Source organism: Hoeflea sp. (assembly GCF_039975035.1).
GTDB lineage: Bacteria > Pseudomonadota > Alphaproteobacteria > Rhizobiales > Rhizobiaceae > Hoeflea.
In genome coordinates this window covers 1-26,926 of the sequence record NZ_JBDWHW010000127.1, presented here as the reverse complement: position 1 = coordinate 26,926, position 26,926 = coordinate 1, and the positions used below count along the sequence as shown (strand labels likewise).

Annotated in this window: 24 protein-coding genes and 2 pseudogenes; 19 read left to right on the top strand and 7 right to left on the bottom strand. The window is 60.7% G+C overall.

From position 1 onward, the window contains the following. Together ABJN75_RS10910 and ABJN75_RS10905 are read right to left on the bottom strand one after the other, a co-directional pair. Positions 1 to 292 (bottom strand): annotated as a pseudogene (locus tag ABJN75_RS10910) (sugar phosphate nucleotidyltransferase); the annotation flags it as partial. 744 nt (positions 293 to 1,036) lie between these two features. Next, complete coding sequence (locus tag ABJN75_RS10905; RefSeq protein WP_348439598.1) at positions 1,037 to 1,996, bottom strand: LysR family transcriptional regulator; 960 nt, start codon at positions 1,994 to 1,996, stop codon at positions 1,037 to 1,039. Positions 1,997 to 2,104: 108 nt separating this feature from the next. Between ABJN75_RS10905 and ABJN75_RS10900 the strand changes: the two genes are divergently transcribed. The 13 genes from ABJN75_RS10900 (at position 2,105) to ABJN75_RS10840 (ending at position 16,410) form a co-directional block, all read left to right on the top strand. Continuing rightward, a complete protein-coding gene (locus ABJN75_RS10900) occupies positions 2,105 to 2,971 on the top strand; it encodes an ABC transporter permease (protein ID WP_348439596.1) in 867 nt (288 codons plus the stop codon). After that, the gene (locus ABJN75_RS10895) at positions 2,971 to 3,756 is read left to right on the top strand and encodes an ABC transporter permease (RefSeq protein WP_348439594.1); all 786 of its coding nucleotides are present in this window, start codon (positions 2,971 to 2,973) and stop codon (positions 3,754 to 3,756) included. Before ABJN75_RS10900 ends, ABJN75_RS10895 begins: the two co-directional genes overlap by 1 nt. 38 nt (positions 3,757 to 3,794) lie before the next feature. Then, on the top strand, positions 3,795 to 4,940 hold the full coding sequence (locus ABJN75_RS10890) for an extracellular solute-binding protein (RefSeq protein ID WP_348439592.1): 1,146 nt from the start codon (positions 3,795 to 3,797) through the stop codon (positions 4,938 to 4,940). A gap of 62 nt (positions 4,941 to 5,002) precedes the next feature. Next, entirely contained in the window at positions 5,003 to 6,091 is a 1,089-nt protein-coding gene (locus ABJN75_RS10885; protein WP_348439590.1) for an ABC transporter ATP-binding protein, read from the top strand. Next, the gene (locus ABJN75_RS10880; RefSeq protein WP_348439588.1) at positions 6,088 to 7,434 is read left to right on the top strand and encodes an aspartate aminotransferase family protein; all 1,347 of its coding nucleotides are present in this window, start codon (positions 6,088 to 6,090) and stop codon (positions 7,432 to 7,434) included. Before ABJN75_RS10885 ends, ABJN75_RS10880 begins: the two co-directional genes overlap by 4 nt. 11 nt (positions 7,435 to 7,445) lie before the next feature. Further along, entirely contained in the window at positions 7,446 to 8,372 is a 927-nt protein-coding gene (locus ABJN75_RS10875) for a 3-keto-5-aminohexanoate cleavage protein (RefSeq protein WP_348439586.1), read from the top strand. A 2-nt stretch (positions 8,373 to 8,374) separates the two neighbouring features. Continuing rightward, positions 8,375 to 8,860 (top strand): N-acetyltransferase, encoded by a 486-nt coding sequence (locus tag ABJN75_RS10870; protein ID WP_348439584.1) that lies wholly within the window; start codon positions 8,375 to 8,377, stop codon positions 8,858 to 8,860. Next, positions 8,857 to 9,879: a histone deacetylase family protein gene (locus ABJN75_RS10865; protein ID WP_348439582.1), complete on the top strand. Its 1,023-nt coding sequence runs from the start codon at positions 8,857 to 8,859 to the stop codon at positions 9,877 to 9,879. Before ABJN75_RS10870 ends, ABJN75_RS10865 begins: the two co-directional genes overlap by 4 nt. Further along, complete coding sequence (locus tag ABJN75_RS10860; RefSeq protein ID WP_348439580.1) at positions 9,876 to 11,003, top strand: FAD-binding oxidoreductase; 1,128 nt, start codon at positions 9,876 to 9,878, stop codon at positions 11,001 to 11,003. Before ABJN75_RS10865 ends, ABJN75_RS10860 begins: the two co-directional genes overlap by 4 nt. Continuing rightward, complete coding sequence (locus ABJN75_RS10855; RefSeq protein WP_348439578.1) at positions 11,000 to 11,347, top strand: RidA family protein; 348 nt, start codon at positions 11,000 to 11,002, stop codon at positions 11,345 to 11,347. The genes ABJN75_RS10860 and ABJN75_RS10855 overlap by 4 nt, the downstream gene beginning before the upstream one ends. A 281-nt stretch (positions 11,348 to 11,628) precedes the next feature. Further along, positions 11,629 to 13,404: an N-acetylglutaminylglutamine amidotransferase gene (locus ABJN75_RS10850; RefSeq protein ID WP_348439576.1), complete on the top strand. Its 1,776-nt coding sequence runs from the start codon at positions 11,629 to 11,631 to the stop codon at positions 13,402 to 13,404. Positions 13,405 to 13,411: 7 nt separating this feature from the next. Next, positions 13,412 to 15,247 (top strand): N-acetylglutaminylglutamine synthetase, encoded by a 1,836-nt coding sequence (gene ngg / locus ABJN75_RS10845; RefSeq protein WP_348439574.1) that lies wholly within the window; start codon positions 13,412 to 13,414, stop codon positions 15,245 to 15,247. Then, positions 15,247 to 16,410 carry an osmoprotectant NAGGN system M42 family peptidase gene (locus tag ABJN75_RS10840; RefSeq protein WP_348439572.1) on the top strand — a complete coding sequence of 388 codons (1,164 nt, stop codon included), beginning with the start codon at positions 15,247 to 15,249 and terminating at the stop codon, positions 16,408 to 16,410. Before ngg ends, ABJN75_RS10840 begins: the two co-directional genes overlap by 1 nt. 15 nt (positions 16,411 to 16,425) lie before the next feature. Here the strand turns inward: ABJN75_RS10840 and ABJN75_RS10835 are convergent, their stop codons facing one another. Next, complete coding sequence (locus tag ABJN75_RS10835) at positions 16,426 to 17,670, bottom strand: Zn-dependent hydrolase (protein WP_348439570.1); 1,245 nt, start codon at positions 17,668 to 17,670, stop codon at positions 16,426 to 16,428. Positions 17,671 to 17,805: 135 nt separating this feature from the next. Between ABJN75_RS10835 and ABJN75_RS10830 the strand changes: the two genes are divergently transcribed. The 6 genes and pseudogenes from ABJN75_RS10830 to ABJN75_RS10805 all read left to right on the top strand — a co-directional run bounded on the left by ABJN75_RS10830 (position 17,806) and on the right by ABJN75_RS10805 (position 25,045). Continuing rightward, complete coding sequence (locus ABJN75_RS10830; protein ID WP_348439568.1) at positions 17,806 to 19,365, top strand: ABC transporter substrate-binding protein; 1,560 nt, start codon at positions 17,806 to 17,808, stop codon at positions 19,363 to 19,365. A 70-nt stretch (positions 19,366 to 19,435) separates the two neighbouring features. Continuing rightward, complete coding sequence (locus tag ABJN75_RS10825; protein WP_348439566.1) at positions 19,436 to 20,380, top strand: ABC transporter permease; 945 nt, start codon at positions 19,436 to 19,438, stop codon at positions 20,378 to 20,380. Then, complete coding sequence (locus tag ABJN75_RS10820; protein ID WP_348439564.1) at positions 20,380 to 22,329, top strand: dipeptide/oligopeptide/nickel ABC transporter permease/ATP-binding protein; 1,950 nt, start codon at positions 20,380 to 20,382, stop codon at positions 22,327 to 22,329. Before ABJN75_RS10825 ends, ABJN75_RS10820 begins: the two co-directional genes overlap by 1 nt. Next, positions 22,322 to 23,305 (top strand): oligopeptide/dipeptide ABC transporter ATP-binding protein, encoded by a 984-nt coding sequence (locus ABJN75_RS10815; RefSeq protein ID WP_348439562.1) that lies wholly within the window; start codon positions 22,322 to 22,324, stop codon positions 23,303 to 23,305. The genes ABJN75_RS10820 and ABJN75_RS10815 overlap by 8 nt, the downstream gene beginning before the upstream one ends. A 5-nt stretch (positions 23,306 to 23,310) precedes the next feature. Continuing rightward, positions 23,311 to 24,099, top strand: a complete 789-nt coding sequence (locus ABJN75_RS10810) for an FCD domain-containing protein (RefSeq protein ID WP_348439560.1) — start codon at positions 23,311 to 23,313, stop codon at positions 24,097 to 24,099. Continuing rightward, positions 24,096 to 25,045 (top strand): annotated as a pseudogene (locus ABJN75_RS10805) (acetamidase/formamidase family protein). Before ABJN75_RS10810 ends, ABJN75_RS10805 begins: the two are co-directional and overlap by 4 nt. Before the next feature lie 192 nt (positions 25,046 to 25,237). Here ABJN75_RS10805 and ABJN75_RS10800 read toward each other — a convergent pair. Genes ABJN75_RS10800 through ABJN75_RS10785 form a run of 4 tightly spaced genes read right to left on the bottom strand, consistent with a single transcriptional unit; the run spans position 25,238 to position 26,822 of the window. Then, a complete protein-coding gene (locus tag ABJN75_RS10800) occupies positions 25,238 to 25,753 on the bottom strand; it encodes a DNA starvation/stationary phase protection protein (protein WP_348439558.1) in 516 nt (171 codons plus the stop codon). A 60-nt stretch (positions 25,754 to 25,813) separates the two neighbouring features. Further along, positions 25,814 to 26,038 (bottom strand): hypothetical protein, encoded by a 225-nt coding sequence (locus ABJN75_RS10795; protein WP_348439556.1) that lies wholly within the window; start codon positions 26,036 to 26,038, stop codon positions 25,814 to 25,816. A gap of 32 nt (positions 26,039 to 26,070) precedes the next feature. After that, positions 26,071 to 26,478, bottom strand: coding sequence for a hypothetical protein (locus tag ABJN75_RS10790; protein WP_348439554.1), 408 nt, complete (start codon positions 26,476 to 26,478; stop codon positions 26,071 to 26,073). Positions 26,479 to 26,486: 8 nt separating this feature from the next. Continuing rightward, entirely contained in the window at positions 26,487 to 26,822 is a 336-nt protein-coding gene (locus ABJN75_RS10785; RefSeq protein WP_348439552.1) for a DUF883 C-terminal domain-containing protein, read from the bottom strand. Positions 26,823 to 26,926: the final 104 nt, after the last annotated feature.

Sequence of the window (26,926 nt, the reverse complement as noted above, 5' to 3'; positions counted from 1 at the left end):
GCCCGGTCACGGCCCAGTTGGACAATGGTTTGACCGGCTTTTCGACAATGTTGGTAGCGAGGCCGGTTGAGGGGTTGAAGGAGACAACGCCGTAGCGTTCGGGATCCTTGACGTAATAGGCAAAGACCGTCGCGCCGCTTTCCTGTTTGATCGCGTCTCTGCAGATCTTGGGAAGGTCCGCGCCGTAAAAGATGTTGTCGCCGAGGACGAGCGCGCAAGAATCCGTTCCCACAAAGTCTCGCCCAATGATGAACGCTTCGGCCAGTCCGTTGGGGGCTGCCTGCTCGGCGTAGCAGTGCTAGGCCGCGCTCGATCTTGCTGGGGTACCAGATGTCGTCCTGATCAGAGAACATGTAGGCATCGTGGGTATCGGCAACTCTGTGCAGCAGACTTCGGTAATTTTCGGCAAAGCCCTTCCTGGGTACTTCGAACCTGATTAGCTGGCAACACCCGCTGGCGGCAAAGTCATCAATGATGGCGCCGGTTTCATCGGATGAGCCGTCATCAGACACATAAAGGCTTGTCCGGCCCACTGTTTGCCTGGCGATTGAGGCCAGTTGCTCCGGGAGGAAACGTGCCCCGTTATAGGTGCCCAACATGATCGCTATTGATGGGTGCGCATCACGGTTAGGCTGTTCGGCCATGACGGGTTGTTGCCTTTTAATCATGATGCCTGATACGGCCTATATTTTGTAATTGCACGAATTTTTCCGTGTTTCCTGCAAACATTGGTCATCAATAGTCGTGTGTTCGGTCTTTGAATAGATATGCCGGAGGTTGAGGTGTCTGGTCTGTCGATTGGCTCGCTTTATCCTGCTTGCAAACGACACGCCATCACCCGGAAGAATGATCTTCCAAATGGCCCTAACTACGATCACAGGTTCTGGCGATGCAACCACAATCCGGTCGGGATGTCCAAAAAACCTTGCCATCGGCGAAGAACAGCATCTGATTGCTGCGTTTAGCACAGTGCGGCGTATCGCCAGTCGCGGATCGATTTTGGCAATTTGGCGGTGGCAGGCTGGGGATAAGAACCTCAACTATAGATGCGGTGATCCATCGGTGTGCGCGCGATCAGCTCGGTCAAGCCGGTGAGCATGGCGATCTCGGCGCGATTTGGCTTGGCGTGTGGGTTCCAGACCACATGAACGTCGATGGCCGGCGGTGTTTCATAGGGCGGCAACCGCCAGAGTCTGCCCCGCTCCACATCCTCGCGCACCACATGTAACGGCAGGGGCCCGATACCTAGACCTGCTATGATCATGCGCCGCACCTCTTCGAGATTGGGCGAAGTGCCGACAATTCGGGCGTCGAGTTGCGCCTTCGCGCGCATTTCGGCAACAGGCCGCAACGCGTCGTCCATCTGATCGGTCACGAAACTCACCGAGGAGTGGCCGGCAAGCTCTGCAATCGTCACACCTTCGCGACCGTAAAGCGGGTGGGTCGGACCGCAGAACAGGCCGAAATACTCGCGGAACAGGCGCCGGTATTCCAGTTGCGGACTGCGGTCCATCACCAGACAGATGGCAAGCGATGCCCGGCGCGCCGCAACGGCGGTCAACGCGCTTCGGCTCGCCATTGCCTCGATCGACAGCGTGGCGCGGGGATGGTCGGTATGGAACTTGTTCAGGGTCGCATCGAACAACGGGCTGATGACGTGGCTCGCCATGACAATGCGGACATGGCCGCTGACCTCGTCCTCGACGTCCCTGATGACCGTTCCCAGACGAAGAATGGCGCCGTGGATGTCTATCGCCTCGTCATAGAGCAGTCGCCCGGCGGCGGTGAGTTCATACCGGCCTGGTTTTCGGTTGATCAGGCGCTTGCCGAGCCGGTCCTCAAGCCGTTTGAGCGCGCTTGAAACGGTTGGCTGCTTCAGGCTCAGGCGTTCCGCGGCTTCGGTCACAGAGCGGGAATCGGCGAGCACGAGGAAGGTGCGCAACAGATTCCAGTCAAGATCGCGGGCCAGACGTTCGGGCGGGGTGAGGCTGCTCATTTCATTATTGATATCATCTATGATTGCAATATCAATTATCTATTTGATCAATACGGACCAACCCAACATCATGTCCCTAACAAGAAAACGCCGGGGAGCGTTGGGAACATGAGTATCGAACAACGCGAGGCGCGGCAGCCGTGGATCCTGCTGACGCCGGCATTGACGGCGATCGGATTGCTGCTGATCGTGCCGCTGGTGTTCATCGTCGTCTACTCGTTCTGGCTCAAGAGCGCTGCCGGCGCCGATACACCGGGCTTCTTTCTCGACAACTGGACGGAAGCGCTGAGCGACCGCTTCTATCGCGACATCCTGCTCAACACTCTCAAGATCGCCGCCATGACCACCATCGCCTGTGCGGTTCTCGGTTATCCGGCGGCCTATTTCATCGCCCGTTCCAAAGGCAACAAGGCGATCCTGCTGGTGCTTTTGATGCTGCCGTTCTGGATCAGCTACATCATTCGCACGATGAGCTGGATCAATATTCTGGGTGTGTCCGGTGCGCTCAACGCGGCGATGATGTGGGTAGGCATCATCGATGAACCGATCCAGATGCTCTACAACGAAACCACCGTGATCCTCGGGCTGGTGCACTTCCTGCTGCCCTTCATGGTGCTCAACATTTTCGTCAGCCTCGACGGGATTGACACAAACCTGGAAGATGCCGCCTCGTCGCTGGGAGCCACGCGCTGGCAGGGATTCCTGCAGGTTACGTTGCCGCTGTCGCTGCCCGGGCTGGCCGCGGGCGGGCTGCTCTGTTTCGTTCTCGCAGCAGGTACTTACATCACGCCGGTCATTCTCGGCGGACCGCGCGACGCCATGTTCGCCAATCTCGTCTACGAAGCGATCATCAGGCAGCTCAACTGGCCGCTCGGTTCCGCGCTGTCGCTGCTGCTGCTTGCCGTACTCGGGGTGCTGGTTCTCATCTACAACCGCTATCTCGGCATGGCGCAACTGGCGAAGGGGTTGGGCTGATGGGCTGGCGTCTGATCCGCACCTACACAATTCTGGTCTACCTGTTCATGTTCCTGCCGATTGCGGTGGTGGTGCTGTTGTCGTTCAACGCCAACCAGTTCGGCAGCTTCCCGATGACCGGCCTGTCGACACACTGGTTCGAGGTGCTGTGGAACAATGACGCCATCATGCGGGCATTCCGGACCTCGGTCGTCCTCGGTCTGATGACCGCGGCAATCTCGACCGTGCTTGGAGTGCTGGCCAGCCTGGCGCTGGTACGGTACCGGATTCCGGGACGCAACCTGATAACCACGCTTTTGATCGCGCCGATCCTGGTGCCCGAGGTCGTGCTGGCGGTGGCATTGCTGCTGTTTCTGAATTTTCTCAATTTCGGCAAGAGCTTCACGCTGCTCCTTGCGGGCCACGTCATTTTCACGCTGCCGTTTGTCATTCTGGTGGTTCAGGCGCGACTGGTCAGCATCAAGAGAGATGTCGAGGAAGCAGCACTCAGCCTGGGCGCTTCACCGATGCAGACCTTTTTCGCGATCACCCTCCCACTGCTGATGCCAGCGGTGGCTGCGGGCGGCCTGTTCGCCTTCACAATCAGCTTCGATGACATCACCGGAACACTGTTCTGGAAGCCGGGCGGGATTGAAACCGTGCCGACGCAGATCTTTTCGATGCTGCGCAACTCAATCTCTCCGGAGATCAATGCTCTTGGCACGGTGATGATCGTGCTGACGGTCGGACTGCCGCTGATCGGAGCGGCGATCGCCCGAAGACTTGCAACAAGAAGCGGCGAATAAGCCGCCGAAGTAAACCTGAACCAGAGATGGAGAACATAATGGACGATACAAAACGCTATGAACGGCTGCGCGAGCGGTTCCAGAACGGCGATATCAGCCGGCGCAGTTTTTTCGGCCTTCTTGGCGCCGCAGGCGCCGCCTATGGTCTGCAGATGCCATTCGCCAGGCAGGCGCTTGCCGCCGGCGATGTCACCCAGGTCCGTTTTGACGGCTGGGGCGGCGTGGTCTCGGAAGCGTTCCGCAAGCACGCCTTCGATCCCTACACCGCAAAGACCGGAGTCAAGGTCGTTGACGGCACCTTCCCAGGCGGTGACGAATATCTCGCCCTAGTGCGCGCCAGCCAGCCCGGCGAATACAACATTGCTCACCTTTCCGGTGTGTTCGACTATGCCCGCTACGCCAGTTTCGATCTGACCAGCGAACTCAACGTCGCCAACATTCCGAACATGGCCAATGTCATGCCGGCGCTGATGAACGCCTTCAAGTCGATAACGCCGGACAGCCTCAGCGCTGCGCCCTACGACTATGGCACCACCGGGCTTGCCTACAATCGCAAGCACATCAGTGATGACGAGATGAAGGAAAAGGGCGCCAAGATCCTCATCGACGAGAAGTACAAGGGCAAGATCGGCGGCTGGAGCGATTGGCGCACCCGCATGTGGTATGCGGCCCTGCAGACCGGCCAGAACCCGAACGACATCCAGGATCTCGATGCAGCCTGGGATGCCGTGCGCAAGCACCGCGATCTGGCGCTCAAATACTGGGCGTCCGGGGCCGAACTGATGAGCCTTCTGGCCGAGGAGGAAATCCATGTCACCGAAGGCTGGTCCGGCCGTATCTACGCGCTGCAGGAGCAGGGCCACGATATCGGCTATTACGATCCGCCGAACGGTTTCGGCTGGCAGGAGTGCCTGTTCGTGCTCAGGGGCAGCCCGATGGCAGCCTGCGAAGAGCTGCTCAACTTCATGCTCGACAAGGATACCTCGATCGCGGTGGCCGAAGGCCAGAGCTATCCGCCTGCACTCGACCCGACCAAGGTCGATCTTGGTGCCAAAATTCCGAAGCTTCCGGCATTCGATGCGACCGGCACGCTTTCGGGCCTGACGTTTGCCAATCCGGCCTACTGGAACGGCAACGAGGCTGACTGGTCCAAGGAATTCGGTCGCGTACAGCGCGGCTACTAAGCCAACATCCGGCCCCGTCGCCACGACGGGGCCGTTTTTTTCGCAACCGGAGGCATAATGCCGTGAGCGCAGTTTCCCTGAGCAATATCGTCAAGCGTTTTGGCGACTACACCGCCGTGCACCAGATGTCTCTGGATATCGCCGAAGGCAGTTTTGTCACCTTGCTCGGACCGTCAGGCTGCGGCAAGACCACGACATTGCGCATGATCGCGGGCCTGCTTGATCCCAGTGAAGGCGACATCGCTATCAAGGGCAAGCGGGTCAATGATGTGCCGATCCACAAGCGCAATCTCGGGCTGGTGTTTCAGAACTATGCGCTGTTTCCGCACAAGACCGTTGCCGAAAACGTCGCCTTCGGTCTCAACTACCGCAATGTCGGCAAGGAAGACGCCAGACGCAAGGTGGCCGAGGCGCTGGAACTGGTGCAATTGCCCGATCTCGGAGCGCGCTATCCGAAGGAACTTTCCGGCGGCCAGCAACAACGCATCGCGCTGGCGCGCGCCATTGTCATCGAGCCGGATGTGCTGCTGCTTGACGAACCGCTGTCGGCGTTGGACGCCAATCTGCGCGAGGACATGCGGGTCGAGCTCAAGCGCATCCAGCAAAGCATCGGGGTGACCACGGTCTTCGTCACCCATGACCAGACCGAGGCGCTGGCCATGTCCGACCAGATCATCGTCATGTCGGAAGGCCGGGTGGAGCAGGTCGGCACGCCGGAAGAGGTCTACAACACTCCGGCGAGCGAGTTCGTTGCCCAGTTTCTTGGCGCTTCCAATTTGCTGACGGCACAATGCACCGGCATATCCGGTGATGGCATCATCCTGGAACTGCCGGGTTTCCCCCGAATCGCAATTCCGAAAGACCGGGGCCCAAGGGTTTCAGGACCGGGGCCCGTCCGGCTGGTCATCCGTGCCGAAAAACTGCACCTGAAAGCCGAAGCCTCTCCGGCGGAGGATCTTTTGACGGTCGAAGCGATTGTCGAGAACGTCGATTATCAAGGCCAGTCGGCGCGCTATTTCGTGCGTGCGGGCGATCATCAGATGCAGGCCATCAACATGATCAAGGATCATCCTTTTGCCGCTGGAGCGAAGGTGGCATTGCGGTTCCGGGCAAAAGACTGCGCCGCTTTGCCGGTGGAGATCCGTCCGTGAAACCCGAAAGCCACCTGTTTTACCAGACGCGCGACCGGCGACCGGTGCTGTCGGAAGCGCGCGGTGTCTACATGTGGGATGTCGACGGCAAGCGCTATCTCGACGGCTCGTCGGGAGCCATGGTTTCCAACATAGGCCATTCCAATCCCCGGGTGCTGGACGCGATGCGGCGGCAGATGGAAAAGTCGACCTTCGGCTACCGGCTGCATTTCGAAACTGAATCAAGCGAGAAGCTTGCCGCCAAGCTGGCCTCGCTTTCGCCGGATGGGATGGAAAAGGTCTTCTTCGTTTCCGGCGGCTCGGAAGCGGTGGAAAGTGCCATCAAGCTGGCGCGGCAATATGCGGTCACGGTGGGGCACGGATCACGCTGGAAGGTGATCTCGCGCAATCCCAGCTACCACGGCTCCACCCTCGGCGCGCTGGCGCTGACGGGGTACACACCGCTCTCCGATCCGTTCCTGCCGATGATGCAGGCGATGCCGAAAATCCCGGCGCCACGCGCCTATCTCGATGGTCTCGATATCGATGATCCGGCGACCGGCGCCCATTACGCGACGATGCTCGAGGCAAAAATCATTCATGAGGGCCCGGACACCGTTCTGGCCTTCATCCAGGAGCCGATCGGCGGCGCATCTACCGGGGCGCTGATGCCGCCGGCGGGCTACATGCAGGCGGTGCGCCAGATATGTGACCGTTACGGCGTGTTGCTGATCCATGACGAAGTGATGTCAGGTGGCGGGCGCACCGGCAAGTTCATGGGCGCGGAACATTTTGGCGTGGAGCCGGACATCATTGCCATTTCCAAGGGTTTCGGCGCCGGTTATGCGCCACTTGGTGCCATGATCGCCCATGACCGGCTGATCGATCCGGTGCTCGATGCCGGCGGCTTTCTGCATGGCCATACCTATGCCGGCAATCCGCTCGCCTGTGCTGCGGGCCTGGCAGTGCTGGAGGAGATCGAAACCGCCGGTTTGATCCAGAATGCCGCCCGTGTGGGCGCCTTGCTCAAGGCGCGGCTCGAAAACCTGATGCAGCGGTTCTCCTTCATTGGTGACGTGCGTGGCGAAGGCCTGTTGCTGGCCTTCGAGCTGATGTCCGACCGGAAGACCATGCAGCCGCTGCCCAAGGTGCTCAACGCTTATACCGAGCTGGTGGAACGTGCCTATGCCGAAGGTCTGATCATCTATTCGCGCCGGACCCGCGGCGGTGTTGAAGGCGACCATTTTCTCATTTGTCCGCCCATGATCGTGACCGAAGGCCAGGTTGATGAAATCATCGACATGCTCACCATCGCACTCGACAAGTTCGCGGCCTCGGTCGGCCTTGCCGTCGACACAGTCTGACCGGGGAACGCATGTCGAAGATCATCATTACCTGCGCCGTCACCGGCTCTATCCATACGCCGTCCATGTCGCCCTATCTTCCGGTGACTGCCGAAGCCATCGCAAACCAGGCTATCGGCGCCGCGAAGGCGGGGGCGGCGATCCTGCACCTGCATGCGCGCCATCCGGCGAACGGGCGGCCCTCGGCCCTGGTCGAACACTATATGGCGTTCCTGCCGGCGATAAGGGCGGGCACCGATGCAGTGGTCAATCTCACCACCGGCGGCAGTGCGGTGATGAGCATGCAAGAGCGGCTCGCCGGGCCTGTCGCTGCCGAACCGGAGATGTGTTCACTCAACATGGGCACGATGAATTTCGCACTCTACCCGATGCTCGGCAAACGCACCGAATGGCTCTATGACTGGGAAGAACCGTTTCTTCGCCAATCCGACGACATGGTCTTCAAGAACACGCCCCGGGACATTGAAAGCATCCTTCGGTTGATGGGACGGGATCGCGGAGCCCGCTTCGAGTTCGAATGCTATGATCTGAGCCATCTGCAAATGCTGGATCATTTTGTCGGACGCGACCTGATCACGGGGCCGATCTTCATCCAGTTCGTCATGGGTGTACTGGGCGGTGTCGCCGCCGAGCCGGAACATCTGGCCTATCTCAAGCAAACCGCCGACAGACTGTTTGGCGACGACTACATGTTTTCGGTGCTTGCCGCTGGCCGTCTGCAAATGCCAATGGCCCGGCTCTGTGCATCAATGGGCGGTCATGTTCGTGTCGGGCTTGAGGACAATCTATATATTGCGAGCGGCGAGCTCGCGAGGTCCAATGCCGAGCAGGTGGACATGGTGCGACAGATCGTGGAAGCCGAAAGTCGCGTGGTGGCAACACCCGATGAGGCGCGGATGATGCTGGGCTTGAAGGGCAAGGACAAGGTGGGATTTTGACCATGAATGACATCACCATCAGGCAGGCAAAGCCTGACGACGCGGCTGATCTGAACCGGGCGCTGGGGCAATTGTCCGCCGACATGGGGGACGAACACCGGGCCAGCGATGCAGACATTGTCCGTTTCTGCTTTGGACCTGCACCGGTGTTCCAGGCGTTGCTGGCGGAAGCTGCGGACGGAAGCATTGTCGGTGTTGCCGCCTATTCGCCGTTCTTCTCCACGGTATCTGGATCTGTCGGCATTTATGTTTCGGACCTGTGGGTGGCGGAACAGACCCGCGGCCAGCGGCTCGGACAACGGCTTCTGGCTGCCGTTCGCGAGGCCGGGATGGAGGCGTGGGATGCAGGTTTCATCCGTCTCAATGTCTACCATGACAATCCAAAAGCACTGGCATTCTATGAGCGACTTGGTTTCGTTCACTACTCAGAGACCCAATACATGACGCTGGCGGGCACGGCATATGATGCACTGGGAGAACAAGCATGAGGGCGATCTTCGACGCGCGCCAGCGGGCGCATGATCCGAAACACTTCATGTCCAATGGACGGCTGTCCGCCAATCCGGAACAGCCGAAACGGATCGAGGAGCTGAGCCGCGGTGCTCGTGCCGCCGGGTGTGATTTCAGTGCGCCGACCGACCAAGGGCTCGGCCCTATCGCCGAAATCCATTCCCCTGAATATCTGGCTTTTCTTGAAACCATTCATGAGCGCTGGATGCGCACCGAGGGGGCTTCCGATGAAGTGATCCCGAACATCCATCCGGACCGGCGCACCGCCAGCTATCCGAGTTCGGCAGCCGGCCAGGCGGGCTTCCACCAGGCCGACACATCCTGCCCGATCGCCGCCGGCACCTGGCAATCGGCCTATTGGTCCGCGCAAACGGCGCTCAGTGCTGCCGGTACCGTGCTCGCGGGAGAACCTGCCGCTTATGCCTTGTGCCGCCCGCCGGGTCACCATGCGTTTGGCGATCTGGCCGGCGGCTTCTGCTTTCTCAACAATTCGGCGATCGCCGGCCAGGCACTGCTGCGAGCTGGCCGTCGTCCGGTCATTCTCGACGTCGATGTGCATCATGGCAACGGCACGCAAGGAATTTTCTATCATCGCCGCGACGTGCTGACTGTGTCGATCCATGCCGATCCGGCGCGGTTCTACCCGTTCTTCTGGGGACATGCCGCGGAAAGGGGGGAGGGCGAAGGAATCGGATACAATCTCAACCTGCCGCTGCCGCGCGGAACCGGGGATGGTGATTATCTGGCTGCCCTGGATATCGCGCTCAAACGGATACGCTCCTTCGGCGCCGATGTGCTGGTGCTGGCGCTGGGGCTTGACGCCCATGAGAACGATCCGTTCCACGGCTTCAAGGTGACGACGCCGGGCTTTGGCCAGATTGCTGCGGCGATTGCAGGGCTGGACCTGCCGACAATCATCGTGCAGGAAGGTGGCTATCTCTCTGCTGATCTGGGCGACAATCTGACCAGCTTTCTCAATGGATATCAGGCGGGATGAACACAGATAAAGATATTCTGGTGATTGGCGGCGGTATTGCCGGCATCAGCGCCGCCGCCCGGTTGTCGCCTGAGGCGAAGGTCACAGTGCTCGAAGCCGAACCGGTGATCGGGCATCATTCATCCGGTCGTTCGGCTGCGATTTTCATTCGCAATTACGGCAATGCCACATTGCGGATGCTCAATGCTGCATCGGCGCCGTTCCTGGCCAGCCCGGATGAGATCTCCGACACCAGTCTGCTCTCGCCGCGCGGTGAAATGCTGGTGGCGACGGATGAAGATCTTTCCCAATTTGACGCCTATCTCGATGGCAGCGAAGGGCTGGAGCGACTGTCATCACAGCAGGCACTGGAACTGGTGCCGATCCTGCGGCAGGGCGCCATCGCCGCCGCGGCGATTGAATGGGATGCCCAGGATATTGATGTCGACCGCATGCTGCAGGGATTTGCCCGCAAGTTTCGTGGTCACGGTGGCCAGATCGTCACCGGCACGCCGGTGCAGTCCATTGTCCGCCGCGACGGAGTTTGGACGGTCTCGACGCCGAACGGGGATTTTACCGCGCCGGTGCTGATCAATGCCGCCGGCGGCTGGGCCGATGCTGTGGCGCGGATGGCCGGTGTCCGCACCCTGGGTCTGCAGCCATTGCGCCGGTCGGCTGCGTTGATTCCGGCACCCGCCGGCCATGACGTCAACCGCTGGCCATTGTTCGCCAGTGCGGGCGATCAATGGTACGCCAAGCCGGAAGCCGGCAAGCTGATGATATCACCTGCTGACGAGGATCCGGTCGACCCGCATGACGTATGGGCTGACGACATGGTGATCGCGGAAGGTCTTCATCGCTATGAGCAGGCGGTGACCACTCCGGTCACCAGGGTCGAGCATTGCTGGGCAGGCATGCGCACCTTTGCACCTGACAGGACGCCTGTCGTTGGTTTCGCACCGGATGCCGAGGGCTTTTTCTGGCTCGCGGGACAGGGCGGCTATGGCATGCAGACTGCGCCGGCCTTGTCGCAACTGGCTGCGGATTTGTGTCTGGGACGTCTAGCCTCGTTGGGTCAGAGCGTAATAGAAGCGCTCAGCCCCGGACGGGCGGCATTGAATTTACAACAAGGACAAAACACATGAGTGACATCAAACGTATCGAAACCGGACCGCGCATGAGCCAGGCCGTCGTCCATGGTGGTCTCGTCTATCTGGCAGGCCAGGTCGGCACCGCCGGCGCCAGCGTCACGGTGCAGACCCAGGAAATTCTCGCCAAGATCGAACGGCTGCTGGCCGCTGCAGGGTCTGACAAGACAAAAATCCTGCAGGCCACGATCTGGATGGCTTCCATGGATGATTTCGCCGAGATGAATGCTGTCTGGGACGCTTGGGTGTCGCCGGGCAATGCACCGACACGGGCCGCGGGTGAATCAAAGCTGGCGACGCCTGATTACAAGGTCGAAATCATCTGCGTCGCTGCTCTCTGAGCCAGCTGAGCATGACCTGATTCTCGCCCGGCTGCGTCCGCCAGGAGGCCGTCGGGCGAAACAAAATCCGCCTTGCGGCTCGGTGACCCACGAGCGGAAAGCAGCCTGATATCAGCGTCGACATTACCCGAATTTCCCCCGATAATTTGATTTCTGACGCCTGGATTACTAGGTAGTCACCATCAACCATAGCGTCGCCAGGCTGCGACTGCTGTCTGTGCAGGGCGAGCGTCGAGCTTGCCCCGTCTGCACGAAACAAATAATCGGGGACGAAAAGCGATATGTGTGGAATTGCCGGGGAAATCCGTGTCGACGGCGCATTTGCCGATAGCGCAGCCGTCGCGCGCATGACTGAAGCCATGGCGCCGCGCGGGCCGGACGGCAGCGGCATTGTCGCCCGGGGACGGGTTGCTTTCGGCCACAGGCGGCTGAAGATCATCGACCTGTCGGACAAGGCGGCCCAGCCGATGGCGGATCCCGCACTCGGGCTGACCGTCGTCTTCAACGGCTGCATCTACAATTATCCGGAACTGCGCGCCGAGCTGATCGCTGACGGTTACAGCTTCTTCTCGCATGGCGACACCGAAGTGGTCCTCAAGGCCTGGCACAAGTGGGGCGAGGCCTGCGTCGAGCGCTTCCACGGCATGTTTGCCTTCGCTATTTACGACCACGACAGCGGCGATGTCGTGCTGGCGCGTGACCCCTTCGGCATCAAGCCGCTCTATTATGCCCAGGATGACAAGCGCATCCGCTTTGCTTCGTTCCTGCCGGCTTTGCTCAAGGCAGGCGGCATCGATACCGAAATCGACCGTGAAGCGCTGCACAACTACATGAGTTTTCATGCCGTGGTGCCGCCGCCGCGCACCATGCTCAAGGGGGTGCGCAAACTGCCGCCGGCCACCACCCGGCGCATCGCGCCCGATGGCGCAACGACCGACCGGGTCTATTGGCAGCCCGCCTATCAGCGGCGCGGCGAAGACGCGGGACTGACCCGAAACGATTGGCGCGACCGGGTGCACGACGCGCTGCGTCTCGCCGTGCGCCGGCGCATGGTCGCCGATGTTCCGGTCGGTGTGTTGTTGTCCGGCGGCGTCGATTCCAGCCTGATCGTCGGGCTCCTGGCCGAGGAAGGCCAGAAGGACCTGATGACGTTTTCCATCGGCTTTGAGGAAGCCAATGGCGAAAAGGGCGACGAGTTTATCTATTCCGACCTGATCGCGAAAACCTTCGACACCGACCATCACAAGATCTTCGTGCCGTCAGCAGATCTGATCAGCCATCTGCCTGACACGATCGCCGCCATGTCGGAACCGATGGTATCCTATGACAATATCGGCTTCTTCCTGCTCAGCAGGGAAGTCTCCAAACATATCAAGGTTGTCCAGTCCGGGCAGGGCGCCGATGAGGTGTTCGGCGGCTATCACTGGTATCCGCCGCTGGCCAATTCCAGCGATGTCGTCGGCGACTATGCCAAGGTGTTCTTCGACCGCACACATGCGACGCTGAAGGCGCAACTCGGCGACCAGTGGATCGCCGACAGCGATGTCAGCCGGTCCCTGGTCAGCGACCATCTGCTCGGCGGTGGCGCGGCCACACCGGTTGATCGTGCGCTACGGCTGGATTCGCATGTCATGCTGGTTGATGATCCGGTCAAGCGCGTCGACAACATGACGATGGCCTGGGGGCTTGAGGCGCGAGTGCCTTTTCTCGATCATGAACTGGTCGAGCTTGCCGCGACAATTCCGCCGGAATTCAAGCTCAACGACAATGGCAAGGGCGTGCTCAAGGACGCGGCAAGACTGGTCGTGCCGCACGAAGTGATCGACCGGAAGAAGGGTTACTTCCCCGTACCGCAGCTCAAATACATCCAGGGTGAGTATCTCGACATGGTCAAGGATGCGCTGGGATCCACCGCAGCGCGCGAACGGGGTCTGTTCAAGCAGGATTATCTGGAAACGCTTTTCACCGATCCGGCAAGCCACATTACGCCGCTGCGCGGATCGGAGTTGTGGCAGGTCGCACTTCTGGAAATGTGGCTGCAGACACACGGAGTGTAAGACCGGAATGGCGGACAAGGACAAGGACGGCGCCCGCAGCGCGAGCAGTTCGCGCGAGCGCCAGGGGCGCGAAGCCTATGCGCATCGGCTCAAACGCATGCGCGAGCAGGGTCTCAAGCCTCCGATCGCTCCGCATGGCGAGGAAACGGCGCGGATGACGCCGGAATTCACACTCGATTGCGGTTGGGGTCGTCTCGTCTTCGCACAGACATTCGACAATCCGGAATCGATGATTTCGGCCCTGAGCGGCGAACAGCCTGACCGGCGTGACATCGCGGTCTATGTGCGTGATCCGCATGTCCTTCTGGCCAATGCCCCGCAGGAACTGTTTCTCGATCCCTCGCACACCTTCAGGCTTGACCTGTCGCGATACCGCGCTTCGCGCAAGTCGCCGAAAGGCTTTTTCATCCGCCGCCTGACATCGCAATCGGATGCCGACGCGATCAACCGCATCTATGCGGCGCGGGCGATGATTCCGGTTCCGCCGGAGTTCTTCTGGTCGAAACGCGATGCGCGCTCGATCATCTATTTTGTCGCCGAGGATGAACAGACCGGCGAAATTCTGGGAACCGTGACCGGCGTTGATCACATGCGCGCATTCAATGACCCGGAGCAGGGGGCATCGCTGTGGTGCCTTGCCGTCGATCCTGTCGCCCGGCATCCCGGAATCGGCGAAGCGCTGGTGCGGCGCCTGGCCGAGTACTTCACGCCCCGGCGCGCCGCTTTTCTCGATCTGTCTGTTCTGCATCACAATGAGCAGGCGATCGCGCTTTATGAAAAACTGGGCTTCCAGCGCGTTTCGTTTTTCTCGGTCAAGCGCAAGAATCCGATCAACGAGGTGCTCTATACCGGGCCCGAGACCGACGCTGCCTTCAATCCCTATGCCGCAATCATCGTCAAGGAAGCCCGGCGGCGCGGCATTCGCGTCGAGGCTGTCGATGCCGAAGCCGGCTATTTTCGTCTGACCCAGGGCGGACGAACGGTGCTTTGCCGCGAGAGCCTGTCGGAACTGACATCCGCCGTGGCCCTGTCGATATGCGATGACAAGGCGATCACGAGGCGTCTCGTGTCAGCCGCCGGGGTCCGTGTGCCGGCGCAACTCGATGGTGATGCGAGCCCGTCCGAGATCGCGGAATTCGTCAAGCAGTGCGGCCGGGTCGTGGTCAAGCCGGCGCGGGGAGAGCAGGGCCGGGGGATCTCGGTCGCTGTGTCCGAGCCGGATGAGGTGAAGGCGGCGATTGCAGCGGCCAAGGCTGTGTCGGAGATGGTGCTGCTGGAGGATTATATCCAGGGCGAGGACTTGCGGCTGGTGGTCATCAATTACCGTGTTGTCGCCGCCGCGATAAGGCGTCCGCCATCCATCGTCGGCGATGGGGAGCGAACTGTGCGGCAGCTGATCGAGGCGCAGAGTAGACGCCGGGCGTCGGCGACCGGCGGGGAATCGCGCATTCCGCTTGATGCCGAGACCGAACGCACTTTGCGCGAGGCAGGTTACGGTCTGGACGGTATTCTTCCCGCTGAGGTCGAGATTGCCGTCCGCAAGACGGCCAATCTGCACACCGGCGGCACGATCCACGATGTCACCGATATTGTCGATCCGACGCTGGTGAAAGCGGCAATCGCAGCCGCGCGTGCGATCGACATTCCGGTTACCGGCATTGACCTGATGGTAAAGTCGCCGCGCCAACCGGATTATGCGTTTATCGAGGCCAACGAGCGGCCAGGCCTCGCCAATCATGAACCGCAACCCACTGCGGAACGTTTCATCGATCTGCTTTTTCCGTTATCGATGCCTGCGGCAGCGCGCCAGACAATGCAAAAAGAACGAGACGGAGGTGGCTAGTGTCACGCTTGGCAATTGATCACGAATACCTGCTTTCCATTCTGGAGAAGCTGCTGAAGATACCAAGTCCCACCGGCTACACAGATACTGTCGTTCGCTTCGTCACCGAAGAACTGGAGCGTCAAGGCCTGGAGGTGGAACTGACGCGGCGCGGCGCGATCCGTGCAATCCGCCGGGGCAAGTGCGAAGCAGGAGCGAGGGCCATCGTCTCCCATCTCGATACGTTGGGTGCGCAGGTCAAGCAGCTCAAGGACAACGGCCGCCTCGAACTGGTGCCGATCGGCCACTGGTCGGCCAGGTTCGCCGAGGGCGCCCGGGTAACCGTATTCGCCGAGAACGGCACCTATAGCGGCACCATATTGCCGCTCAAGGCGTCGGGTCATACCTTCAATGACGAGGTCGATACGGCGCCTGTCGGCTGGCCGCATGTGGAATTGCGCATCGACGCGCTTGCGCGCAACAAGGACGACATCATGCGGCTTGGTATCGAGATCGGTGATATCATCGCCGTCGATCCGCAGCCGGAATTCCTGGAAAACGGATTCATCGTATCGCGCCACCTCGACAACAAGGCCGGCGTCGCGGTGATGCTGGCGGCGCTGAAGGCAATGCAGGACCAGGCCGCAGAAACGCCGGTCGACATCCATTTCCTGTTCACCATTGCCGAGGAAGTGGGCGTTGGTGCGTCTTCGATCATCAGCCACAACATCGCCTCGATGATCGCGGTCGACAACGGCACAACGGCGCCGGGCCAGAACTCCGACGAATTTGGCGTCACCATCGCAATGGCCGATCAGACCGGTCCGTTCGACTACCATCTCGCCAGAAAACTGGTGAAGCTGTGCAAGGACAACGAGATCCGCTACCAGAAGGACATCTTCCGCTACTACCGCTCGGATTCCGCAAGCGCCATCGAGGCGGGTGCTGACGTGCGCACGGCGCTGATCACTTTCGGTGTGGATGCCTCGCACGGCTACGAGCGCATTCACACCCATGCGCTGCGCTCGCTGGCAGAGTTGATCACCGCCTACGCCGTCAGTCCGGTGGTGATCAAGCGCGATTTCAAGGAGACCTCGGACGTCACCGGCTTCACCCGGCAGCCCGCCGGGGAAGCCGAGCAGGACTTGACCCCGGTGGTTGCCGACGAGGAGCTCGGCGAGTAGTTTTCATGCGCAAGGTCAAGCGTTCGAAAGGCGCATCAGCGTGTTCAGCATCAGCTGCGCGCCCTTTTCAATGTCCGCCCAGTCGCTCCATTCCTCGGGGGCATGACTGATACCGTTGCGGCTGGGAATGAACACAAGCCCCGCCGGGCAGCACGATTGCATTGTCTGCGCATCGTGTCCGGCGCCCGATGGCATGATGATCGACTGAAACCCCAGCCTGTCTGCCTCGGCTTTCAGCACGTCGCGGATGCCGTCGTCCAGGGAGACCGGCGCCAGCCAGCTCTTTTCCGTTACAGTCCAGCGCAACCCGTGAGCCGCAGCGGCGGCTTCGATGTTTCGCAGGCACTCGGCGCGAAGTTGCCGCATGATGGTCTCGGATGTGTCGCGGAGATTGATCAGGAATTCCGCAGCCCCCGGGATAGTATGGGCGAAGTTGGGTGACAGTTCCACCTTGCCGATGGTGATGCGGCTTTGTCCGGAACCGTGCTGCTTGAGGGTTGGCGCAATCGTGCCCGCGAAAGCCGCCAGCCCGGCAAAGGCGTCGGCGCGCATGTCCATCGGCGTTGTCCCCGAATGGTTGGCCGTGCCCTCGTAGCGGACCTGGATATTGCACACGCCCGATATTGCCTCGACGATACCGACCGGTATGCCCGATCGTTCCAGCACCGGCCCCTGCTCGATATGCAGTTCGAGAAATGCGCGGATCGAACCGTCCTTCCACGCCGCCTCCGGTGCGCGACGGGCGTCGAGACCCTGTGTAGCCATGGCGTCGACCAGCCGCATGCCGTCACTGTCCGACGCCTGCTCGATCCACTCCGGTGTCACCGCGCCGGCAATGGTTTGCGAGCCAAGCATGCCGCCAAAGCGTCCTTCCTCCTCTGCTGTCGCCGCCACGACGATGGCTGTTTGCGGTTTGATGCCCGCGTCACGCATCGCGCGCACGCATTCCAGCGCTATACAGGTCCCGAGCGATCCATCGAAGGCGCCGCCCTCCGGCACGGTGTCCAGATGCGAGCCCGCCATCACGCACGGACCGTCCGATGGACCATAGCGTCCGAACAGATTGTTGACCGCGTCGCGGCTGACAGCCAATCCGTCATTGCCCATTTGCGCGGCAAACCAGTCGCGCACCGCCATGTCTGCGCCGGAATAGCCGATCCGGTTGAAGCCACCGGTTACAGCATTGAATCCGAATGCGTTTACACCATCGAGCAGGCGACGCAGACGATTGATGTCGATGACGGGAGCTGTGTGATTCATGATGTCGATCTGTTCTTTGTATTCATGGTCGGGAGATGTCGTTTCAGGATGCACAAAAATTTATCATAATAAATACTTGCATTGAACCAATTTTTCAGAATTAATTGAATCCCATCAGCAACGATGGAGATTGCCATGAAGAGATTTCTGGCTGCGGTCGCGACTGTGTTGTCGCTCGCATTCGCTTCGCCTGCCTTTACCCAAACGCCCCCCAATATTCTTGTCGTAGGACAGATTGCGGAGCCGAAGTCGCTTGACCCCCACGCAGTGACCGCGGTCAACGACTTCCGCATCCTGATGAACATCTATGACGGGCTGGTGCGCTACAAGGACGGCACCCTGGAAGTCGAGCCGGCGCTCGCCGAAAGCTGGACGATCTCCGACGACGGCACGGTCTATACGTTCAAGCTGCGCGACGGCGTCAGCTTTCATGACGGCTCGGCGCTCAATGCCGAAGCGATCAAGTTCAATTTCGAACGCATGCTGGATGAAAAACATCCCTTCCATGATACCGGACCTTTCCCGCTGGCATTTTTCTTCTCCTCCGTTGACACGGTCACGGCAGTTGATGACCTGACCGTCGAGTTCAAGCTCAAGGAACCCTACGCTCCTTTCCTGTCCAATCTCGCCTATCCGACAGGTCTGATCGTTTCACCAAAGAGCGTCGAAGCAAACGGCGCGGAGTTCGGCCGCAACCCGTCAGGCACCGGCGCCTACAAATTCGCCGAATGGGAGGCCAACGCCAAGGTAGTGGTTACCCGAAACGATGACTACTGGGACGGTGCACCGGAACTCGAAGCGGTCATCTACCGGCCGATCACCGATGCCAACACCCGCATCGCCGAGATGCTGTCGGGCGGGCTCGACATCATGGTCGAGGTGCCGCCGGACAGCTTGCAGCAGTTTCGCACCGATGCCTCTTTCAAGGTCTTTGAGCAGGCCGGGCCGCACGTCTGGTTCCTGATCCTCAATGCCAAGGAAGGTCCGTTCGCCAGCAAGGAAATCCGCCAGGCGGCTAATTACGCCGTCAACAAGACCGCGCTGGTCGACAATATCCTGCAAGGCACCGCTGAAGTGGCCGCAGGACCGACGCCGCCGGCCTTTGCCTGGGCCTATGACGAGACACTCGAGCCCTATCCCTACGATCCCGAAAAAGCCAAACAGCTTCTCAAGGACGCCGGATACGATGGTGAGGAAGTCACCTTCTACGTCACCGAAGGCGGCTCCGGAATGCTTGACCCCATCGCCATGGGCACCGCCATCCAGGCCGATCTGGAAGCCGTCGGCATGGACGTCAAGATCGAGACTTACGAGTGGAACACCTTCCTCGGCAAGGTCAATCCTGGCCTCGAGGGCAAGGCCGACATGGCTGAAATGGCGTGGATGACCAATGATCCGGACACGCTGCCGTTCTTGGCGTTGCGCACTGAAGCCTGGCCCGACAAGGGTGGCTTCAATTCGGGCTATTACTCCAATCCGAAGGTCGACGAATTGCTCGAAGCGGCTCGCCGCTCCACCGATCAGGACGAGCGCGCGAAGCTCTATCGCGAAATGCAGTCGATCGTGCAGGACGACGCCCCTTGGGTATTTGTCGCCAACTGGAAACAGAACGCCGTCACCAAGGCGGGCGTGGAGAACTTCAAGCTCCAGCCCTCGTTCTTCCTGATGCTTCAGGACGTCGTCAAACCGCAATAATGCAAACAATCGCAAGGGGCCGCTCGTGCGGGTAGCACGCGGCCCCTCGCAGCCCGCTTCGGAGACCGCCTTGTCGGCCTATATCGCAAAACGTCTTCTGGCCGCGATCCCCGTTCTGTTCGGGTTGACGATCATTGTCTTCCTGATCATGGCGATGATCCCCGGCGATCCGGCAACAGCCATCCTCGGCTCCTATGCGACGCCGGAGAACGTCGACAGGCTCAATCGCGATCTCGGTCTCGACAAGCCGCTTTTCCAGCAATACCTGATCTGGCTGACCAACCTGTTCCAAGGTGATTTCGGCCGCTCCTACACCCTCAACCGGCCGGTCCTGGATGAGGTTCTGGAGCGGTTTTCGGCAACCTTGACCCTTGCCGGCACGTCGCTCCTCTTGTGTTCGGTGCTGGGCCTGATCGCCGGCATCATCTCGGCGGTGCGCCAGTTTTCGTGGGTCGACAAGACCATCACGCTGGTGGTGCTGATCGGGATCTCGGTTCCTTCCTTCTGGCTTGGACTGCTGCTGATTTTGTTCTTCGCGGTCGATCTGCGCTGGTTTCCGGCATCGGGCATGTATGCCATCTATGGCGGCGGCGGTCCGCTCGATCTGTTGCATCATCTGTTCCTGCCGGCGCTGACGCTGGCTGTGGTTGCCACCGGCGTGATCGCGCGGCTGACGCGCACGGCCATGCTCGAGGTTCTGCGCCAGGATTACATCCGCACCGCGCGTGCCAAAGGCGTGACCGAGAACCGGGTCATCTACCGCCATGCCTTTAAGGCGGCGCTGGTCACAATCATTCCGGTCATCGGCATCCAGGCGGGCTTCGTGCTCGGCGGCGCGGTCTATATCGAGACCGTGTTCCAGTGGCCGGGCATCGGCTCGATGCTGGTCAAGGCGATTTCCACCCGCGATCTGCTGCTCGTCCAGGGCGGGGTGCTGGTGGTCGCGGCTGCCTATGTTCTGTTCAACCTTGCCGCCGATGTGGTGCAGACCGTGCTTGATCCGAGGTTGCGTTGATGGGGGAGGCTAACACGGCACCCGGCAATCCGGTGCGTCCGGCAAAAACGACGTCCGGGCGGCCTGACAGCCTGCGGCTGCTGCTCAACAACAGGCTGGCGACAGCAGGTCTGGTGGTTTTTGTGCTGATCGTGCTGACAGCGATTGCCGCCCCGTTGCTGCCGCTGCCTGACCCCGATGTGACCGCGCCCGCGAACCGGTTGTTCCGGCCGCTGACAGAAGGTCACCTGCTTGGCACCGACGCGCTCGGCCGGGACATCCTCTCGCGCCTGATCTGGGGCAGCCGTGTCAGTCTGGCGGTCGGCATCTCGGCAACGCTGATTGCAGCCTTCTTCGGTTCGCTGATCGGTCTGGTCGCGGGCTATGCCGGCGGACGGGTCGACACGCTGCTGATGCGCGGCATCGATATGGTCATGGCTTTCCCCTATATCCTGCTGGCGCTCGCCATCGTCGCGGTGCTCGGGCCGGGCCTGCTCAATGCGCTCTACGCCATTGCTGTTGTCAACATTCCGTTTTTCGCCCGCAACATCCGAGGCATCGCGCTGGGGTTGTCTCGCAGGGAATTCGTCGATGCGGCGCGTCTGTCGGGCAAGTCCCACGCGCAGATCCTGTTCATAGAGGTGCTGCCCAATGTTCTTCCGGTGATCATCATCACCATGTCGACCACGGTCGGGTGGATGATTCTCGAAACCGCGGGCCTTTCGTTCCTGGGGCTGGGGGCGCAGCCGCCACAGGCCGATCTGGGCTCGATGCTCGGCGATGGCCGCAAGATCCTGTTCACCGCGCCGCATGTCTCGATCATTCCCGGCCTGATGATCTTCGCGCTGGTGATGAGCATCAACCTGCTCGGCGATGGCGTGCGCGATGTGCTTGATCCCCGGCTGAAATCCGGTGCGCTGACCCGCCCCGTGGCGCGCACCGCTGCCCTGCGTGAACTCGCCCCCGGCAATGTCGCGCCATCGCCCGATGCTGTGCTCGATGTTCGCGGGCTGAAGACCGAGTTCCATTTGGGCCGCGAGGTGTTCAGGGCGGTGGGCGGCGTCGACATGCGGGTAGACCGCGGCGAGTGCCTTGGCATTGTCGGTGAATCCGGGTCCGGCAAATCTGTCGCCGCCATGTCGATCATGGGCCTTGTGCCGACCCCTCCGGGCCGCATTACCGGTGGTGTGGCGTTGCTTGACGGCGAAGATCTCTTCTCGGTTTCCGACGAGCGGGTCCGGCAATTGCGCGGCTCCGCCGTCAGCCACGTCTTTCAGGATCCGCTGTCCACGCTTCACCCGTTGTTCACGGTCGGAGATCAGCTGATTGAGGCGATCCAGTCGCATCATTCGTTCTCGAAAAGCCAGGCCACCGAAAAGGCTGAAGAACTTCTCAAGCTGGTGCGCATTCCCAATCCCGCCGAGCGGCTGAAATCCTATCCGCACGAATTGTCGGGCGGAATGCGCCAGCGCGTCTGCATCGCCATGGCGCTCGCCGACGATGCGAAGATCATCATCGCCGACGAACCAACCACCGCGCTTGACGTCACGGTGCAGGCGCAGGTGCTGGCGCTGCTCGACGCGCTGCGCAGGGAACATGACGTCGGCATCCTGTTCATCACTCATGATTTCGGTGTCGTCTCGGCGATCTGTGATCGCGTCGCGGTGATGTATGCGGGACAATTTGTCGAGACCGGCACGACCGCAGAGATCCTGGAATCGCCGGCGCACCCCTACACCGCCAAGCTGATCGACTGCGTTCCCGTGCTCGGCCAGCCAGAACGCCGGCTCGACGCGATTGAGGGCCGTCCGCCGGTGGTCAACGATCTGCCTTTGGGTTGCGCGTTTGCCGCGCGCTGTCCGCGCGCGCAGGACGATTGCCGTGCCGCACCGATCGCGCTCTCCGAACTCGGCCCGGGCCGCGCGGTACGCTGCATTCACCCGCTCATCGGGGAGGCAATGGATGTCTGAAACGCCATTGCTCTCGATCGAAAAAGCCGGCCGGGTGTTCGGCGGTGGCCGTACTCTGTTTGGCCGGCCCAAACCGGCCGTCCACGCAGTCCAGGATGTCAGCATCGAAGTCCGGCGCGGCGAAACGCTCGGTGTCGTGGGTGAATCCGGTTGCGGCAAGTCGACGCTCGCGCGCATGATCGTCGGTCTCGACGCCCCGACCGCCGGGCGCATCGTTTTTGATGGACGCGATCTGGTGGCGGAAGCCGGCAAGGATCTGCGCCGGCTGTCGCGTGACGTCCAGTACGTCTTCCAGGATCCGGTCGCTTCGCTGAACCCGCGAAAAACCATCCGCACCATCCTTGAAGCGCCGCTGATCCATTTGCTCGGTCTCGACAGGCAGGCACGCCAGACGCGGCTTTCCGAATTGATGGAAGCAGTCAATCTCGCGCCGGAGTTTCTGGATCGCTATCCGCACGAATTTTCCGGCGGTCAGGCCCAGCGCATCGGCATTGCCCGGGCGCTTGCCGCCGATCCGAAGCTGATCGTGCTGGACGAACCGGTTTCCGCGCTCGATGTCTCGGTGCAGGCGCAGGTTCTCAATATTCTCGACGGGTTGAAGGACCGGTTTGGACTGACCTATGTCTTCATCAGCCATGATCTCTCCGTGGTCGAAAGCGTCAGCGACCGTGTAGCGGTGATGTATTTCGGCAGGATTGTCGAGGTCGGCCCCGCGCGGTCCGTGTTCGGCTCGCCGCGCCATCCCTACACACATTTGCTGCTGCAGTCGGCACCGGCGCCCGGACGCCGGTCCCTCGTTTCCGAGGATGCCGACACCGAACTTCCCGATCCCTATAATCCTCCGCCCGGATGCGCATTTTACGCCCGTTGCCCTCGTGGCACTGATATGTGTAATGCCAGGCTGCCGCGGCTCGAAATCATGACGGGCGAGCAAGACCATCGCGCGGCGTGCTTCCATCCACATGAGGGGCGATAAACACAATGTCGGATGTTTCGGACAGGCCGGAAACTGCGTCCGTGGTGCCACAGGCAGCAAGGAAGCGCAAACGGCCGGACATCACCGCGGATGCGATCCGCGACAGGATCATGGAGGCGGGACTTTCTCCCGGCGATCGTGTTCCGGCGAGCTGGCTTGATCCGGACGCGCTCAAGGTGTCGCGCGGGACGTTGCGCGAGGCGCTGAAGCTTTTAGAGTTCCAGGGGCTGGTCACCACCAAGACCGGGCCGGGGGGAGGCGCGTTTGTCGCAGCGATTGCACCGGAAAACGCCCTGCGCATGCTCGATAACCTGTTCCTGTTCACCCCTCCGACGATCGCCGACATCTATGCCATGCGCATGCTCATCGAGCCCGAGCTCGCCGCCGCCGCCGCCAGTGGACCATTGTCGCCTGAAGCTTTCGAAGCGCTGCAGAATACGGTCCGGCTCTATGAGGCGGAACCGGCGTCCGGTGAGGAGGAATACCGCCAGCGTCTTGCAGAGCTGGATTTTCATGCCGAACTTGCCCGCAACAGCTCCAACCGCGTACTCGGTTTTGTCGCGGTCTTCCTGTTGAGCCTGCTGCAGGATTTGACCGTGTGCCGCGAGATCTATCAGCTTCCCAATCCTCAATTGCGCGAGACCGGCCTCCATTACCAGGTCCGCCTGCTGCGTGCGATCAGGGCTGGTGACGCGGAGCGGGCGCGCGAAATCATGCGCGAGCACATGACCGAAGCCGCCAAATACATGCTGGAACGGGCCGCCATGCGTGACCGTTCGTTTGCAAGATCATGACGCATAAAGCGAAACCCTGGCGCACGATTCATGGCGATCACTGCCATTGCGGCTGGGACAATTCGATCTCTCCCGCCGCACATGTAGCGCCAGGCGAGACGATCCGGCTCAACTGCCGCGATGCAGCTGACGGGCATTACACAGCCTCGAGCACTGCGGCTGATATCGCCCGGATGGATCCGGCCAGGGTCAATCTGGTGACTGGCCCGGTCTTCGTGGATGGTGCCGAGCCGGGCGATGCCCTGAAAGTGACGATCGGGGAGTTTATCCCGTCCGGTTTCGGCTGGACCGCGATCATTCCAGGTTTCGGACTTCTGGCCGACCAGTTCACTGATCCGCACTTGCAGCTTTGGGAATATGACAGGACAGCCACGACACCTGCGGTCTTCAGTGACAAGGCGCGAGTGCCACTAAAACCTTTCGCCGGAACCATCGGCGTTGCCCCGGCCAAGCCCGGGCCTCACGATATCATTCCGCCGCGGCGCACCGGCGGTAACATGGATATCCGCGATCTTGCCGCGGGAACCGAATTGTATCTGCCGGTCGAGGTTGCCGGCGTGCTGTTTTCGGTTGGCGATACTCATGCCGCGCAAGGTGACGGCGAAGTTTGCGGCACGGCGATCGAAAGCGCGATGGACATCGTGGTGAAGCTGGATCTGGTCAAGGGCGCGGCGCCGCGGTTTCCACGGTTTCCACACCCGGTCCGGTAACGCGCCATCTCGATGCGGCCGGTTACGAGGTGACGACCGGGATCGGGAACGATCTGATGGCGGCTGCATATGATGCGGTATCCGGCATGGTCGAGCACCTTGCGCAATGGCGAGGACTCACGCCGGAAGACGCCTACATGCTGTGTTCCGTGTGCGGCGATTTGCGCATCAGCGAAGTGGTCGTTGCCCCCAATTGGGTGGTGTCGTTCTATTTTCCACGCAGTGTGTTCGAATAGCAGCGTGTTGCAGCAACCACGGTGAGGCTGATTTGCGATGTAGTCGGCCCAACCGGCGGGCTGATGGGGTGACGGTGTCGATGCTGGAAATGTTTCGGCGCCGCCTGTCTGGTTCACAAGCGGCGCCGGTATATCTTGTATCCGTGCTTGTTCGACGCTGCCAGCGATGGCGCGTCAAACGCGATGGCTGTGTCAGTTAGCGACAATGGCGCGAAGCATCCACAACGCCTTTTCATGGAAGGTCAGACGCGCGGTCAGCATGTCTTCCGTGACCATGTCATCATTGTCTCCAGCCTTTGCCGCGGCGGCGCGCATGTCCCTGACAGCCTCTTCGTGGGCCGAAATGAGATCCTCGACCATGTCGTGCGCCGATGACTGATCCACATCCGATTTGGCGGGTGCGAAGGATTTGGTCATGTCGAGGCTGACAGGTGCCAGGTGACCCAATGCGCGGATCCGCTCCGCGATGATGTCGGTTGCTCCAAACAGCGCGTTGTAGTGCTCTTCGGTCAAATCGTGAATCGGCTTGAAAATCGGGCCGACGACATTCCAGTGATAGACATGGCTCTTGATCGTCAAACGGTAGGTTGCAGCCAGGATCGCCGAAAGGTCGTTGGCAATATCCTTGCGGTAGCTGGCTTCCAGCCCGGTGTGGATACTGTCCTTCGAGGTCTTGGGAGAGAGACTTGCGATTGTTGCTTTACCCATGGGTAAATCCTTTCCTGTGGGGGAGAGCGGTACGGCGTGATCAATGATCAGGCGACCAGATCAGCCTGTAAGGGTGAGGCGGCGGGGTTGACCGATCCCGTCTTCAACGGAGGAGACGGAATAGCCGGCAGACAAGGCCGCGTCCTCCTCGCCTGCATTGAAAAACAGGCCCCAAAGCACCCACCCGGAGATCAATGCGAGCAACAGGCTTGCGACCAGGATAACAAGAATCTGTCTGCCTAACCGGCCCTGACGCACTGAAGTGGGTTCTATTGGTTTGGGCATCTTTCAAATTCCTTTCTGGATTGCAATACGGATCAGTCGCGACCAGGGCGGACAAGCAATCCTGCTATCACCCCGATCGCCACGCCTGCAGCCAAGGCCATTGTCTTGTTCTGCGCGATCATGTTCGACGCGGTTGAGACTGCCAGAGCGGACGCTGCGCTGGACGTTGCCAGCCGTTGACGCTGCAAGGCTCTCCTGCGCAACAACGCCCTCACCGCGATCGCCAGCAACCCCAGAACCAGGGCCAGAGCCGCTGCCGCCAGAAGCCCCGTTACCGGGCCATGGGTTTCGGCTACGAAGGCGGCGAAGGCGGCGAGAAGCAGCATACTGACCAGCACGGCCATCAAGCCGATAAATGCGATCACCAGCAGGTCGCGCTTGATCTGTCGTGTCTTGCCTGCGGTATAGGCAGAGGCGATTGTCATCATGGGCGAGAACATGATCCCGATTACCTGCGCATCAAAAATGCGGCGAGAAAGCCTGCGGCGACTGCAACACCAAGCGACTGCAGCGGGTTTTCACGCACTGTCGTGCTCACCTGCTTTTCCGCACGCGTAATCTGGCCGGACATCTCGGAGATGAGCTTCTCGCCACTGCGAAGCACTTCGTCGACCCGGTTTTCCGCGGCCTCGCGGGCCACTCCGGCCTTGATTGCGCCAGCACCGGCAAGGGCTTCTCCGAGTGCGGTCAGTTCTTCACGGATCCGCGCGGTACGCTCGGCGATATCGTCGATCATCATATTGTCCTTGGTGTTGGAAGACGAAGTCTTGCTCGCTGTAGCCATGATAATTCTCCTTCTTGATTTCTCCGGACCAACGTCTGAAACCCCGATAGGTTCCAGGTTGGGGGGCATTATTGAAAAGACAAAGGCCGCCGGAGCGATCCGGC

Coding starts and splice junctions, on each gene's coding strand:
- ABJN75_RS10905 (WP_348439598.1), bottom strand. CDS start 1,996: ATGAGCAGCCTCACCCCGCCCGAACGTCTGGCCCGCGATCTTGACTGG.
- ABJN75_RS10900 (WP_348439596.1), top strand. CDS start 2,105: ATGAGTATCGAACAACGCGAGGCGCGGCAGCCGTGGATCCTGCTGACG.
- ABJN75_RS10895 (WP_348439594.1), top strand. CDS start 2,971: ATGGGCTGGCGTCTGATCCGCACCTACACAATTCTGGTCTACCTGTTC.
- ABJN75_RS10890 (WP_348439592.1), top strand. CDS start 3,795: ATGGACGATACAAAACGCTATGAACGGCTGCGCGAGCGGTTCCAGAAC.
- ABJN75_RS10875 (WP_348439586.1), top strand. CDS start 7,446: ATGTCGAAGATCATCATTACCTGCGCCGTCACCGGCTCTATCCATACG.
- ABJN75_RS10870 (WP_348439584.1), top strand. CDS start 8,375: ATGAATGACATCACCATCAGGCAGGCAAAGCCTGACGACGCGGCTGAT.
- ABJN75_RS10865 (WP_348439582.1), top strand. CDS start 8,857: ATGAGGGCGATCTTCGACGCGCGCCAGCGGGCGCATGATCCGAAACAC.
- ABJN75_RS10860 (WP_348439580.1), top strand. CDS start 9,876: ATGAACACAGATAAAGATATTCTGGTGATTGGCGGCGGTATTGCCGGC.
- ABJN75_RS10855 (WP_348439578.1), top strand. CDS start 11,000: ATGAGTGACATCAAACGTATCGAAACCGGACCGCGCATGAGCCAGGCC.
- ABJN75_RS10850 (WP_348439576.1), top strand. CDS start 11,629: ATGTGTGGAATTGCCGGGGAAATCCGTGTCGACGGCGCATTTGCCGAT.
- ngg (WP_348439574.1), top strand. CDS start 13,412: ATGGCGGACAAGGACAAGGACGGCGCCCGCAGCGCGAGCAGTTCGCGC.
- ABJN75_RS10835 (WP_348439570.1), bottom strand. CDS start 17,670: ATGAATCACACAGCTCCCGTCATCGACATCAATCGTCTGCGTCGCCTG.
- ABJN75_RS10830 (WP_348439568.1), top strand. CDS start 17,806: ATGAAGAGATTTCTGGCTGCGGTCGCGACTGTGTTGTCGCTCGCATTC.
- ABJN75_RS10820 (WP_348439564.1), top strand. CDS start 20,380: ATGGGGGAGGCTAACACGGCACCCGGCAATCCGGTGCGTCCGGCAAAA.
- ABJN75_RS10815 (WP_348439562.1), top strand. CDS start 22,322: ATGTCTGAAACGCCATTGCTCTCGATCGAAAAAGCCGGCCGGGTGTTC.
- ABJN75_RS10810 (WP_348439560.1), top strand. CDS start 23,311: ATGTCGGATGTTTCGGACAGGCCGGAAACTGCGTCCGTGGTGCCACAG.
- ABJN75_RS10800 (WP_348439558.1), bottom strand. CDS start 25,753: ATGGGTAAAGCAACAATCGCAAGTCTCTCTCCCAAGACCTCGAAGGAC.
- ABJN75_RS10795 (WP_348439556.1), bottom strand. CDS start 26,038: ATGCCCAAACCAATAGAACCCACTTCAGTGCGTCAGGGCCGGTTAGGC.
- ABJN75_RS10790 (WP_348439554.1), bottom strand. CDS start 26,478: ATGTTCTCGCCCATGATGACAATCGCCTCTGCCTATACCGCAGGCAAG.
- ABJN75_RS10785 (WP_348439552.1), bottom strand. CDS start 26,822: ATGGCTACAGCGAGCAAGACTTCGTCTTCCAACACCAAGGACAATATG.